The organism is Bradyrhizobium vignae (genome assembly GCF_004114425.1).
Classification (GTDB): domain Bacteria; phylum Pseudomonadota; class Alphaproteobacteria; order Rhizobiales; family Xanthobacteraceae; genus Bradyrhizobium; species Bradyrhizobium vignae.
Window position 1 is genome coordinate 83119 of record NZ_RDQF01000017.1, and the last position, 12316, is coordinate 95434.

General features: G+C 63.0%; 12 protein-coding genes and 1 pseudogene. 6 read left to right on the forward strand and 7 right to left on the reverse strand.

Annotated elements, in window-relative coordinates:
• Positions 1–114: 114 nt before the first annotated feature.
• The 4 genes and pseudogenes from EAV90_RS16930 to EAV90_RS16945 all read left to right on the forward strand — a co-directional run bounded on the left by EAV90_RS16930 (position 115) and on the right by EAV90_RS16945 (position 5836).
• Positions 115–752: pseudogene (locus EAV90_RS16930) on the forward strand (hypothetical protein).
• Positions 753–1049: 297 nt separating this feature from the next.
• A complete protein-coding gene (locus EAV90_RS16935; protein WP_122401849.1) occupies positions 1050–2993 on the forward strand; it encodes a PrkA family serine protein kinase in 1944 nt (647 codons plus the stop codon).
• Positions 2994–3023: 30 nt separating this feature from the next.
• Positions 3024–4301, forward strand: coding sequence for a YeaH/YhbH family protein (locus EAV90_RS16940; protein WP_208738509.1), 1278 nt, complete (start codon positions 3024–3026; stop codon positions 4299–4301).
• Positions 4298–5836: a SpoVR family protein gene (locus EAV90_RS16945; RefSeq protein ID WP_129144077.1), complete on the forward strand. Its 1539-nt coding sequence runs from the start codon at positions 4298–4300 to the stop codon at positions 5834–5836. Before EAV90_RS16940 ends, EAV90_RS16945 begins: the two co-directional genes overlap by 4 nt.
• Before the next feature lie 56 nt (positions 5837–5892).
• Here EAV90_RS16945 and EAV90_RS16950 read toward each other — a convergent pair whose 3' ends face one another.
• From EAV90_RS16950 to EAV90_RS16975, 6 genes are all read right to left on the reverse strand, one after another.
• Complete coding sequence (locus EAV90_RS16950; protein WP_129144110.1) at positions 5893–6339, reverse strand: DUF1801 domain-containing protein; 447 nt, start codon at positions 6337–6339, stop codon at positions 5893–5895.
• Positions 6340–6352: 13 nt separating this feature from the next.
• Complete coding sequence (locus EAV90_RS16955) at positions 6353–6556, reverse strand: hypothetical protein (RefSeq protein ID WP_162500159.1); 204 nt, start codon at positions 6554–6556, stop codon at positions 6353–6355.
• Positions 6557–6598: 42 nt separating this feature from the next.
• Positions 6599–7027: an SRPBCC family protein gene (locus EAV90_RS16960; protein ID WP_129144078.1), complete on the reverse strand. Its 429-nt coding sequence runs from the start codon at positions 7025–7027 to the stop codon at positions 6599–6601.
• Positions 7024–7347, reverse strand: a complete 324-nt coding sequence (locus EAV90_RS16965) for an ArsR/SmtB family transcription factor (RefSeq protein ID WP_129144079.1) — start codon at positions 7345–7347, stop codon at positions 7024–7026. The genes EAV90_RS16960 and EAV90_RS16965 overlap by 4 nt, the downstream gene beginning before the upstream one ends.
• 252 nt (positions 7348–7599) lie before the next feature.
• Positions 7600–8070 carry a DsrE family protein gene (locus EAV90_RS16970; RefSeq protein WP_164936974.1) on the reverse strand — a complete coding sequence of 157 codons (471 nt, stop codon included), beginning with the start codon at positions 8068–8070 and terminating at the stop codon, positions 7600–7602.
• A gap of 38 nt (positions 8071–8108) precedes the next feature.
• Complete coding sequence (locus tag EAV90_RS16975) at positions 8109–8732, reverse strand: hypothetical protein (RefSeq protein ID WP_129144081.1); 624 nt, start codon at positions 8730–8732, stop codon at positions 8109–8111.
• 510 nt (positions 8733–9242) lie between these two features.
• On the opposite strand from EAV90_RS16975, the gene EAV90_RS16980 reads away from it, so the two are divergent.
• On the forward strand, positions 9243–10772 hold the full coding sequence (locus tag EAV90_RS16980; protein ID WP_129144082.1) for an SUMF1/EgtB/PvdO family nonheme iron enzyme: 1530 nt from the start codon (positions 9243–9245) through the stop codon (positions 10770–10772).
• A gap of 16 nt (positions 10773–10788) precedes the next feature.
• The gene (locus EAV90_RS16985; protein WP_129144083.1) at positions 10789–11253 is read left to right on the forward strand and encodes a DUF4399 domain-containing protein; all 465 of its coding nucleotides are present in this window, start codon (positions 10789–10791) and stop codon (positions 11251–11253) included.
• Here the strand turns inward: EAV90_RS16985 and EAV90_RS16990 are convergent, their stop codons facing one another.
• On the reverse strand, positions 11254–12309 hold the full coding sequence (locus tag EAV90_RS16990) for a 2-oxoacid:ferredoxin oxidoreductase subunit beta (protein ID WP_122401860.1): 1056 nt from the start codon (positions 12307–12309) through the stop codon (positions 11254–11256). It lies immediately after the preceding gene.
• Positions 12310–12316 lie beyond the last annotated feature (7 nt).

A 12316-nucleotide genomic window follows, 5' to 3' on the forward strand; every position in this document is an offset into this window, starting at 1 on the left:
ACCAATCAAGGGTATGGGAGTCATACTCTCCAGTGTAACTCCGTCGCGATCATGGCGATCCAGGCGGGGAGTGTCTGTGTTGCGTAGACATCGTTGGCCGGAGGATGCGGCTGCATGCACGTCCATGATGAAGGTTCGGCGGTTGCCGACAGCCAGCAACCGGTTGCGTCGACGGCGAGCATCGATGCATCGCGCGATCTCGAAATCAATGCGTGACACAGCTGCGGCTGCTGGTTGCCGCGGGCTTTGCCATGACCCCGCTCAGTGCAAGCCTTGCCTTCGACCTATGGGCGGTCTTGGCGATGCGGTCTTGGCGATGCGGTCTTGGCGATTATGACACGCAGTCGGCTATGCCGGCGTCGTGGTGTTCAGCCTAGTGACCAACTGGCTGATCTGGATGCTTCTGGCCGAGCGAGGAGCGGTGGTGGTCGTCACACCCTACGGCATCCGCGATCTCCGCATCGGGAATGAATTTCTGCTGTGGGAGTCGATCGCGGAGATTTCGGCTGACGAACGCCGCGGCCACAAAGCGATCGTGCTGACGCCGTCGCCGGCATTGCGGCGCCAGCTGTGCGCCATCCCGACTCTGGCCCGTTGCGCGCGGGATGGTCGCATCCGCGCGGAGGGCCTGGCGACCGATTTTGATACATTGCTGCGCGCCTGCCGCGACCGCCACGCTGCCAGCAGCGCGCGCCGCATTGCAGCAGGAAGATGACCGTGGCGCCCAAAGCTTCGCCGTACAAGTGTCATAAGATCGCCGCTCCCGGATCGCTATGTTGCATTGCCGGATCAGCACATCCCCGGGAACGCCCGGATGTTGCGACCAAGTGACATTTTCTGGAAATGAGCCAATATAGACAGAGATTCGCACAAAATACAGGCATGTGCCTGTTCGTAACTCATAGAGTGCCTACGTTGTGCGTTGCGTCGTATCGGCACCCGGGTGTCCAATGATCGTCATGTGCTCACGCTGATTCGAAACGGCCTGAGGAACGGTCCGGTAACTGCTTTCGTTTCAGCTTGTAGCGGAACTCACGCGGAGAGGGATCATGTACAACGATTCTCTATTCAACGCTTTCGCTCGGTCGTTCGAGGCGAGAAGCCAGCACGACATGTCGATGGCGGAATATCTGGAATCGTGTCGAAGCGATCCCATGAAATACGCGAACGCGGCCGAGCGACTGCTAGCGGCGATCGGTGAGCCCCAGACGATCGACACGGCCAAGGACCCACGCCTTGGCCGTATTTTTTTGAACCGCACGATCCGCACCTATCCGGCCTTCGCCGGCTTCTACGGCATGGAAGAAACCATCGAGCGCATCGTCGGCTTCTTCCGCCACGCGGCGCAGGGCCTCGAAGAGCGCAAGCAGATTCTTTATCTGCTTGGCCCGGTCGGTGGCGGCAAGTCTTCGCTCGCCGAGCGGCTCAAGTCGCTGATGGAAGTGAACCCCATCTATGTGCTCAAGGCCGGCGACGAACTCTCGCCCGTGTTCGAGAGCCCGCTCAGCCTGTTCGATCCCGATCAGCTCGGTCCGATGCTGGAGGAGAAGTACGGCATTCCGCGCCGCCGTCTCACCGGCCTGATGAGCCCGTGGTGCTACAAGCGGCTCGAAGCCTTCGGCGGCGACATCTCGCAATTCCGCGTCGCCAAGATCCAACCATCGCGGCTGCGCCAGATCGCGGTCGCCAAGACCGAGCCCGGCGACGAGAACAACCAGGACATCTCCTCGCTGGTCGGCAAGGTTGATATCCGCAAGCTCGAGACCTACGCCCAGAACGATCCCGACGCCTACAGCTATTCCGGCGGCCTCAACCGCGCCAATCAGGGCATTCTCGAATTCGTCGAGATGTTCAAGGCGCCGATCAAGATGCTGCATCCGTTGCTTACCGCGACGCAGGAAGGCAACTATATCGGCACCGAGAACATCGGCGCGATCCCGTTCACCGGGATCATCCTGGCGCACTCGAACGAAGCCGAGTGGGCGAGCTTCAAGGCCAACAAGAACAATGAAGCCTTCATCGACCGCATCTGCGTGATCAAGGTGCCCTACTGCCTCAGGGTCACCGAAGAGCAGAAGATCTACGAGAAGCTGATCCAGGGCTCCGAGCTCGCCTCGGCTCCTTGCGCGCCTTCGACACTGGAGACGCTGGCGCGGTTCTCGGTGATGTCGCGCCTGCGCAAGCACGAGAACTCCACCTTGTTCGCCAAGATGCGGGTCTACGACGGCGAGAGCCTGAAGGAATCCGATCCGAAGGCGCGCAGCGTGCAGGAATATCGCGATGCCGCCGGCGTCGACGAGGGCATGGACGGTGCCTCCACCCGTTTCGCCTTCAAGGTCCTGGCCGCGACCTTCAATCACGATCCGCAGGAGGTCGCCGCCGACGCCGTGCACCTGATGTACGCGCTGGAACAGGCGATCCGCCGCGAGCAGCTTCCGGAGGAAACCGAGAAACGCTATCTCGAATTCATCAAGGCGGAGCTGGCGCCGCGCTACGCCGAGTTCATCGGCAACGAGATCCAGAAGGCCTATCTGGAATCCTACTCGGATTATGGCCAGAACCTGTTCGACCGCTACGTCGACTATGCCGACGCCTGGATCGAGGACCAGGACTTCAAGGATCCCGACACCGGCCAGCTGCTTGATCGCGAGCTTTTGAACCAGGAGCTGACCAAGATCGAGAAGCCGGCGGGTATCGCCAACCCCAAGGACTTCCGCAACGAGGTCGTCAAATTCTCGTTACGGTCGCGGGCCCAGAACGGCGGCAAGAATCCGACCTGGACCTCCTATGAGAAGATTCGCGATGTGATCGAAAAGCGGATATTCTCCCAGGTCGAGGACCTGCTTCCCGTCATCTCCTTCGGGTCGAAGAAGGACGGCGAGACGGAGAAGAAGCACGGCGAGTTCGTCGCACGCATGGTGGAGCGCGGCTACACCGAGCGCCAGGTTCGCCGGCTCGTCGAATGGTACATGCGCGTGAAGCAGGCCGGCTGAGGCGGATGGGAGGCGGATGGTAAAGTGCCCATTCACATCATCGACAGGCGCCTGAATCCAGGCGGCAAGAGTCTTGAGAACCGCCAGCGGTTCTTGCGTCGGGCCAAATCCCTGGTGCAGGGCGCCGTCAAGAAGACCTCGCAGGAACGCGACATCAAGGACGTCCTGGAGGGGGGTGAGGTCACGATCCCGCTCGACGGCATGCACGAGCCGCGCTTCCGCCGTGAAGGCGGAACGCGCGACATGGTGCTGCCCGGAAACAAGAAGTTCGTGGAGGGCGACTATCTCCAGCGCCAGGGCCAGGGCAGCGCCAAGGATTCCGGCCCCGGCGAAGGCGACAGCGAGGACGCCTTCCGCTTCGTGCTGAGCCGTGACGAGTTCGTCGATCTTTTCCTCGACGACCTCGAGCTGCCGGATCTCGCCAAGCGCAAGATCGCGCAGACCGAGAGCGAAGGCATCCAGCGCGCCGGCTACACCACGTCGGGCTCGCCCGCCAACATCTCGGTGAGCCGGACGGTGAAGCTCGCGCTGGCGCGCCGCATCGCGCTCCGGCGTCCCCGCAAGGAGGAGATCGAGGAACTGGAGGCGGCGATCGCTGCCTGCACCGACGAGGCCGAACGGGCGGAGCTGGTTGCCGAGCTCGAAAAGCTGGAGGCGAAGTCCAAGCGCATCCCCTTCATCGACCCGCTCGACATCCGCTACCGACGCTTCGAGACGGTGCCGAAGCCCGTCGCGCAGGCCGTGATGTTCTGCCTGATGGACGTTTCCGGCTCGATGTCCGAGCACATGAAGGACCTGGCAAAGCGCTTCTACATGCTGCTCTACGTGTTCCTGAAGCGGCGCTACAAGCACGTCGAGATCGTCTTCATCCGCCACACCGACCGCGCCGAGGAGGTGGACGAGCAGACCTTCTTCTACGGTCCGGCCTCGGGCGGCACGCTGGTCTCGAGCGCGCTGCAGGCGATGCACGAGATCGTGCGCGAGCGCTTCAACCCGTCGGACTGGAACATCTACGCCGCGCAGGCCTCCGATGGCGACAATTCCTATTCCGACGGCGAGCTCACGGGGCTGCTGCTGACCGACAAGATCCTGCCGGTCTGCCAGTTCTTTGCCTATCTCGAGGTCGGTGAATCCGGCGGCAGCGCCTTCGATCTCTCCGACTCCTCGCTCTGGGCCCTCTATGAGCGCCTGCGCAACAGCGGCGCGCCGCTCTCGATGCGCAAGGTCTCGGAGCGCAGCGAGATCTTTCCGGTGTTCCACGATCTGTTCCAGCGCCGCGAAACTGCCCAGGAGAAGACCGCTCCATGACGGAACGTTTGTTCGAAGGCGCCGATTGGGATTTTCACACCTTGCAGCGCATCACCGATGCCTGCGAGCAGGTGGCGTTGAAGGATCTCGGGCTCGACGTCTATCCGAACCAGATCGAGGTCATCACGGCCGAGCAGATGCTGGACGCCTATTCGTCGGTCGGCATGCCCCTGTTCTACAAGCACTGGTCGTTCGGCAAGCACTTTGCGTTCCACGAGGCGTCCTACCGCAAGGGCCTGATGGGGCTCGCCTATGAGATCGTGATCAACTCCTCGCCCTGCATCTCCTATCTGATGGAGGAAAACACGGCGACGATGCAGACGCTGGTGATCGCGCACGCCGCCTTCGGCCACAACCACTTCTTCAAGAACAATTATCTGTTCAAGCAGTGGACCGATGCCGACGGCATCCTGGACTATCTCGACTTCGCCAAGAACTACGTCATGCAATGCGAGGATCGCTACGGCCGCATCGAGGTCGAGCGCACGCTCGATGCCGCGCATGCGCTGATGTCGCACGGCATCGACCGCTATCCCGGCAAGAAGAAGCTCGATCTGCGCGCCGAGGAGAAGCGGGCAGGGCGCCGCCGCCAGCACGAGGAGGAGGTCTTCAACGATCTCTGGCGCACGGTCCCGAAGGGCGCGGCCAAGAGCCGGTCCGCGCTCAGCATCGAGCGCCGCCGCAAGCTGCTCGGCCTGCCGCAGGAGAATTTGCTCTATTTCCTGGAGAAGAGCGCGCCGCGGCTGGCGCCCTGGCAGCGCGAGCTGCTCCGCATCGTCCGCCACATCGCGCAATATTTCTATCCGCAGAGCCAGACCAAGGTGATGAACGAGGGGACGGCGACCTACGTCCACTATCGCATCATGACCAAGCTGCATGAGCAGGGTCGCATCAGCGACGGCAACTTCCTCGAATTCCTGGGATCGCACACCAACGTCGTGTTCCAGCCCGAATTCGACGACCCCCGCTTCTCCGGCTTCAACCCTTACGCGCTCGGCTTTGCCGTGATGCAGGACATCGAGCGCATCGTCACCAAGCCGGAGGATGAGGACCGCGAATGGTTCCCCGACATCGCCGGCAAGGGCGACGTCATGGGCGTGCTGCGCGACGTCTGGGCCAACTACCGCGACGAGAGCTTCATCGGCCAGTTCCTGAGCCCCAGATTGATGCGGCACTTCCGCATGTTCCATCTGCACGACGATCCCGAGGAGCGCGCCGGCATCCGCGTCGATGCCATCCATGACGAGCGCGGTTTCCGCCGCGTGCGCCGCGAGCTGGCGCGGCAGCACGACGTCGGCTTCATCGATGCCAACATCGAGGTGGTCGATGTCGATCTCTCCGGCGACCGCCGCCTGATCCTGCATCACCACGTCATCAAGGGCTCGCAGCTCAACGAGACCGATGCCAAGCGGGTGCTCCAGCATCTCGCCGACCTCTGGACCTACGACGTCGCGCTGATCGAGGTCGATGCCAAAGACAAGGTCCTGCGCGAATATGTCGTGAGCCCGCGCCCGATCCCGGCGGCGGTGGCCTGAGGCGAGCGGCTAAAGCATGATCCGGAAAACCGCTTCGCACTTTTCCGGATCATGCTTTAGACCGATCGCTTCTTCGCCGGCTTCTTCTTTGCCTTCGACGCATTCAGCTGCACCGCCGCGCGGATCAGCGTCTTCAACGCCTTCTCGTCGATCTCTACGCCCTCGCGAATATCGATCGCGCGCCGCACATTGCCCTCGAGACTGGAGTTGAACAGGCCCGCGGGATCCTCCAGCGCCGCGCCCTTCGCGAAGGTCAGCTTCACCACGTTCTTGTAGGTTTCGCCGGTGCAGATGATGCCGTCGTGCTCCCAAACGGGAACGCCGCGCCATTTCCACGCCTCGACGATGTCGGGGTCCGCCTGCTTGATCAGACCGCGGATCCGCGCGAGCATCTCGCCGCGCCAGTCGCCGAGCTCCTTAATCCTGCCGTCGATCAGTTTCGAGGGCGAAGGTTCATTCGTTTCTTTCACGCGTACCTTTTTCGATGTCATGGCCTTCTGCATCATCCTGCCTCGTTCACGCGTTGCCGCGGCTGACATGGGGCAACGCGAACAGATAGAGCCCGGTCGCGAGCAGCGGGATGAGCGGCACGAGCGCCAGGACGCCGATCCACACGGCCTGGAGCTGCATGGTCATCGCCACGATGTTGGCGATGACCGCGAGCGTGAACGCCATCGACAGCCAGCGATGAATCTGCCGAATCCACATTTGGGTGCTCATTGAGACCTCCTCCGAGATTGATCGAAATGGACGCCGGCGGAGCTAGCCTGCCCGCGCCAGTACTTCGTCCAGCTTGGCCAAAAACTGCTTCCAGCCGGCATGCGCGCCGCCAAAGGCCTGCTTCTGCGTCGGGCGGAAGCCCGCCTGCTCGACGCGCAGGCGCGTGCCCGCGCCCGTCGGTGTCAGCGTGAAGGTCACCACGCTCTTGAGATCGAAGGCGGCGTCCTCATGCGAGAAATTCCAGGTGTAGGCCAGCGTCTTCTGCGGCTCGATGGTGAGCACCTCGCAGTCCAGCACGCCGCCCCATTCGCCGCGCAGGTTGAAGCGATGACCGACGACGGGCTTGAAGTCGTTCTTCATCAGCCATTCCTCGATCAGATGTGGCTGCGTCAGTGCGCGCCACAGCCGCTCCACTGGGGCGGCAAATTCGCGCTCGAGGACGACGGAGCGTGTCTCGGCAGGTTCGTTCATTGGTCCATCCTCTTCAGGAGATCGTCGAGGGCGTCGAGCCGCCTCTGCCAGAAGCCGGTCATCTGGCTAGTCCAGTCGACCAGCGGGTTGAGCGCGCCGGGCTGCGCGCTGTAGTGCGTCTGTCGTCCTTCATGGCGGTCGCGCACCAGCCCAGCCTGCTTGAGCGCGCCGAGATGTTTCGAGACCGCCGGCTGGGACACACCGGATCGCGCGGTCAGCGCCCCGACGGTCTGCTCGCCCTCGCGGCACAGCCGCTCGAAGATCGCCCGCCGGGTCGGGTCGGCAAGCGTCCTGAACAGGAGATCGTGCGCGGCGGACATGCGAGATCCATAACCGGGAAGTTATGGGTTTGGTCTATAACCGTGGAGTTATGGGTAAGTCAAGCGGGGTGGTGATGAGGCGAGAGGGCGCCACGTACTCCGCTGTCATTGCGAGGAGCCCTTGCGACGAAGCATCCAGATTGTCTCGGCGCAGGGATTCTGGATTGCTTCGCGGAGCCTGTCATCTGGCCGCGCTTCGCGCGGACCCGTTGGCTCGCAATGACGGTGGATGAGGTGACGCCTTCCACAACGCTACGGCCGCGAATACAGATACCCCTGCGACTGCAGCTCGGCCATCCGCACTACGCCGCCCTTCTCGGCGCTGACGAAGCCCGGCAGCAGCTCGTTGAGCGTAACGTTCTGCGCCTTCATCGTGTTGCCGCAGGCGGCAAGCTCGACGCCATCTTTGGAGAAATCGCCGACGCGTTTGCTGACCTCGGGGTTGGCCTGCGCCGAGTGAAACGCCCTCAGCGCCGGGCCATGGATCACCAGCGCGATCGTCACATGCTCGGGCCCGCCGACGCCGTCGATGTGGTTCTGGATATTGCCGAGCACGAAATTGACCTTCTCGGCATCGCTGAGATGATAGACGACCTTCAGCTTGCTCGCGCCCGCTTCGGTCGCGGCTTTCGCACTGGAGGCGCCAAGTGCGGCGCCAAGTGCCGCGCCAAGCGCCGCGCCCAAGGTCGAGACGGCGCTCCACAACATGTTCCGCCGGTTCATGGCGATCTCCTTCGGCTGACTGAGCCCGGCGACAGATATCACTTGTGGCGCAGTGCGGCGAGCTCCTTGCGATCGGTCACCAGCGAAGCGCATTCGCTGGTATCGGTGCGGTCGAGGCGGAAAATCTTGTCGTCGGCGCCGGCGACCAGCGATCGCTCGGCCTCGTCGTCCGGCTTGTTGTTCTGCCAGACCCTGATCTGCTCGAGGCGGATGATCGCGGATTTGTTGTCCTTGGACAGCGCCACTTCGATGCCGCCGCCTTCGCAGTCGACGCCGCAGCCCATGCGGACCTCGTCCCCCTGGCTGAGAAGGACGGCATGGCTGCCGCACGAGCCGCTGGAGTCGAAATCGCCGGAGCGGTGCCGATAGCGGAAGCCCAAGCGGAAGGAATTGTGCAGCTGCTTGTCCTCCTTGTCGGTTTCCGCCGAGATCAGCAGCTTCATGGATGCCACCTTCTGCTTGGGATGCCGCGCCAGGTGTTCGGCATCGTAGCGGCGGACGAAGCAGGCGTAGGACTTGTCGGCGGGTGTCCCCGCATAGAGCCGCGCATTGAAGGCGTCGGCTTCGGCCTTTGTGGTCTCCCGGACCTTGTCGGCCTCGTCGGCGTGAGCGACGCCGACGAAGGCGGCAAGGACGAGCGGCAGGAAAAGAGCAAGCTTCATGATCGCACCCAGCGTGTGAACCGTCGTCAATCCGCAACGAGCAGGCGGGAGCCGACTGGCGGTTAGTCGCAGGCGGCGAGCGGCGCGTTCAAGCGCTTCTGGCGCACGCTCTGGATGCTGCTCTTCTCCAGGGCGCCGGTCGTGTTCATCACTCGGGTCGGCATTCGCGACACTGGGATCGCCGATGACACCATGGCCTGGAGATCCGTCCGCGACCTATCGGCCCGGCAATTTCGCGTCCAGGGCGCAGCCGAGGCGGTGGCCGCATGCGTGGCGCGTTCAGCTCGCACACGCGCGCAGAGCGGAGCGGGCAGCGCGGTTCCATGCACCGCCTTAGTCGAGCGTAAGGCCGCAAAGGTTCAATCGAGGTGGGCCCTTCGCCCCTAGGGAACTCGATGTCGCGCAGCCTTCGACATTGTTCCCATTCGGCGATGTGATAGCCTTCACAGGCGATTGCTCTTGGCAGTCGTAGAGTGGGACCGCCTCTTGTCTTGTGTGGAGTCCCCCCGCATGGGCGAAATTCGCAACTTCAGATCCGGAAATCAGGATGAGCCGCCGCCGCACGGCGCAATGCCTCGTCGTCTCGCCGCGATCATCGTCGGCGACATCGCCTCCTACAGCCGGTTGATGCAGGCCGACGAGGAAGGCACGCATGCTCGCGTCAAGCGGATCGAGCGAGATCTCATCCAGCCCAGCATCATCGAACACCATGGAAGCCTGGTGAAGACGACCGGCGACGGCTTCATCGCCATTTTCGACAGTCCCGTGGAGGCCGTTCGATGCAGCATCGTCATCCAGCAAAATCTCGTCGCTCGCAACGCTTCGGTTCCCAAGCATTCCCGGCTCGAATATCGGATTGGCGTCAATCTCGGCGACGTCATCGTGGAGCCGGACGACATCTATGGTGACGGCGTCAACATCGCCACGCGTATCGAGGGCATCGCGGAGCCGGGGCAGGTCTACATCTCCGGCGCGATCTACGAGCAGATCAAGCACAAGATCGTGTGCGGCTATGAGTCGCTCGGCGACCGCAAGGTCAAGAACATCACCGATCCCGTGCGCGTCTATCGCGTGCTGCCGGATGCAGATGCCGTCGGCAGGACAAGAAGCCGGCGCGAGAACGCGCTGATCTTTTTCCTGGCCGTCACGCTGCTCGTCATTGCCGCCGGCGCACTCTGGTATTTGCTGGCACAGCCGCAAGGCAGGGGCGGCCAGCAGGTCGCAGCGCCCGCCGTCTCTCCGGCGCCATCCCCGGTCCCGCAAGCTCTGCCGCGCGAAGCCGCGACGCAGGCGCCGCAACCATCTCCTTCATTGGCGTCGGCGCCTTCATCGCCCGCACCGGCGCCGAGCCCGTCCTCGACACCGCTGCGCGAGCCCGAAATGATCGCCATTCGCGGCGGCAGTTTCGCGATGGGAAGCAACGACGATCCGACCGAGCGTCCCGTGCACCAGGTCACGATCAAGCCGTTCTCGATCGGAAAATATCCGGTGACCGTGCAGGAGTGGAACGAATGTGCGGCTGCGAAGGCGTGCTCCTTCACGGCCACCGGCAAGGACGATGCGCCGGTCAGCAATGTGAGCTGGACTGATGCGCAGCAATATGCCGCCTTTCTGTCGCAGGCGACGAAAAAGCAGTACCGGCTCCCGAGCGAGGCCGAATGGGAATACGCAGCCCGCGGCGGTACGCAAACGAAGTATTGGTGGGGCGACAAGCTCCAGCCGGGCATGGCCGGATGCAAGGATTGCGGCGACCTCGCGGCCGAGCAGCCGGCGAAGGTAGGCAGATTCAAGCCCAATCCATTCGGCCTCTACGACATGGGCGGCGGCGTCGACCAATGGGTCGAGGATTGCTGGCACAAGAATTACCAGGGCGCGCCCGTCGACGGCTCGGCATGGACCGGCGGCGACTGCTCATCGCACGTCCTGCGCTCGGGCTCCTGGAAGAACGATTCGAGATACGTGCGGCCGTCCAACCGCGATGGCTATGATACCAATGTTCGTTACCCGACGCATGGATTCCGTGTCGCGCTCAGTCCTTAGGTCTGGAGTAGGTTTGATGAAAATCATTCGCTGCGCCGCGCTGGCAGCGGCGCTCGCATTGCTGCCCATCGTTCTGCTGCCAAGCGCTGCTTACTCTCAGGGCAAGACCGCTCCCAAGGACGCCAAGCTCTATTTCATCACCCCGCAGGACGGCCAGAAGGTCCGTGGTGGCTTCTGGGTCCGGTTCGGTCTGCGCAATATGGGCGTGACGCATGCCGGCGATGACTACCAGAATGCCGGTCATCACCATTTGCTGGTCGACGTCAACGACCCCATCGATACCAAGGAACCGATCCCGCAGGACAAGTCCCATCTGCATTTCGGAGCAGGGCAAACCGAAACGCTTCTCGAGCTTCCGCCCGGCACGCACACGCTGCAACTGGTGCTGGGCGATGCGAAGCACTATCCCTTCGATCCGCCCGTCGTGTCTGACAAGATCACCGTACGAGTCAGGCAGCCCGGTTCAGTGCGGCGCCGTTGATCACCGCAGGCTGGCGTTGATCTTGTCCAGAACCGCCGAGCCTGGGCAGAGCGTGTCCGCTTCCAGCGTGTTGAGCGGGGTCTCGACCGTGTTGAGATGCTCGTGCAGATCTTCCGCATCGGGGTCGACATAGAGCAGGCCGGTGACGATCTGCCCCTTGGCGGCGTGCCTCGCGAGGAAGGTCTGGGCTCCCAACCGGTCATGCGGATCGTAGTCGGCGTCGATCTTGCGCAGCGCGACCTTGCTGCCGTCGTGCTGCTCGACCACCTGCACCGTGCCCGGTGCGTAATCGACGGCGATCGGATCGCGGCTGACCAGCACGTCGAGCCGGTTCACGGCATCGTTGTGCTCGCGGACGTAGTCAAAACTCTTGGTCGAGCCGGCGTGGTTGTTGAATGCGATGCAGGGGCTGATGACGTCGATGAAGGATGCGCCCTTGTGGCGGATCGCGGCCGCGATCAGCGGCACCAGCTGGGCCTTGTCGCCGGAGAATGAGCGCGCGACGAAGGTTGCGCCCAGCTGCAGCGCGATCGCGACGAGGTCGATGGCGTTGTCGGTGTTGGTGACGCCCTTCTTGCTCTTGGAGCCGCGGTCGGCGGTGGCCGAGAACTGGCCCTTGGTCAGGCCGTACACGCCGTTGTTCTCGACGATATAGGTCATGTTGACGCCGCGCCGGATCGAATGCGCGAACTGGCCGAAGCCGATCGAGGCGGAATCGCCGTCGCCGGAGACGCCGAGATAGATCAAATCGCGGTTGGCGAGGTTGGCGCCGGTCAGCACGCTGGGCATGCGGCCGTGAACGGAGTTGAAGCCGTGCGAATTGCCGAGGAAATAGTCCGGCGTCTTCGACGAGCAGCCGATGCCGGAGATCTTCGCCACCCGGTGCGGCTCGATCGAGAGCTCATAACAGGCCTCGATGATCGAGGCCGTGATCGAGTCGTGGCCGCAGCCCGCGCACAGCGTCGAGATCTTGCCCTCGTAGTCGCGATGCGTGTAGCCGAGCTCATTCTTCTTCAGGCCGGGATGATGGAATTTCGGCTTGGCGATATAGGTCATGCGAGCA

Bases quoted from the DNA above. Each gene is read 5' to 3' on its own strand.
- EAV90_RS16935 (WP_122401849.1), top strand. From the start codon at position 1,050: ATGTACAACGATTCTCTATTCAACGCTTTCGCTCGGTCGTTCGAGGCG.
- EAV90_RS16945 (WP_129144077.1), top strand. From the start codon at position 4,298: ATGACGGAACGTTTGTTCGAAGGCGCCGATTGGGATTTTCACACCTTG.
- EAV90_RS16950 (WP_129144110.1), bottom strand. From the start codon at position 6,339: ATGCAGAAGGCCATGACATCGAAAAAGGTACGCGTGAAAGAAACGAAT.
- EAV90_RS16955 (WP_162500159.1), bottom strand. From the start codon at position 6,556: ATGAGCACCCAAATGTGGATTCGGCAGATTCATCGCTGGCTGTCGATG.
- EAV90_RS16960 (WP_129144078.1), bottom strand. From the start codon at position 7,027: ATGAACGAACCTGCCGAGACACGCTCCGTCGTCCTCGAGCGCGAATTT.
- EAV90_RS16965 (WP_129144079.1), bottom strand. From the start codon at position 7,347: ATGTCCGCCGCGCACGATCTCCTGTTCAGGACGCTTGCCGACCCGACC.
- EAV90_RS16970 (WP_164936974.1), bottom strand. From the start codon at position 8,070: ATGAACCGGCGGAACATGTTGTGGAGCGCCGTCTCGACCTTGGGCGCG.
- EAV90_RS16975 (WP_129144081.1), bottom strand. From the start codon at position 8,732: ATGAAGCTTGCTCTTTTCCTGCCGCTCGTCCTTGCCGCCTTCGTCGGC.
- EAV90_RS16980 (WP_129144082.1), top strand. From the start codon at position 9,243: ATGGGCGAAATTCGCAACTTCAGATCCGGAAATCAGGATGAGCCGCCG.
- EAV90_RS16985 (WP_129144083.1), top strand. From the start codon at position 10,789: ATGAAAATCATTCGCTGCGCCGCGCTGGCAGCGGCGCTCGCATTGCTG.
- EAV90_RS16990 (WP_122401860.1), bottom strand. From the start codon at position 12,309: ATGACCTATATCGCCAAGCCGAAATTCCATCATCCCGGCCTGAAGAAG.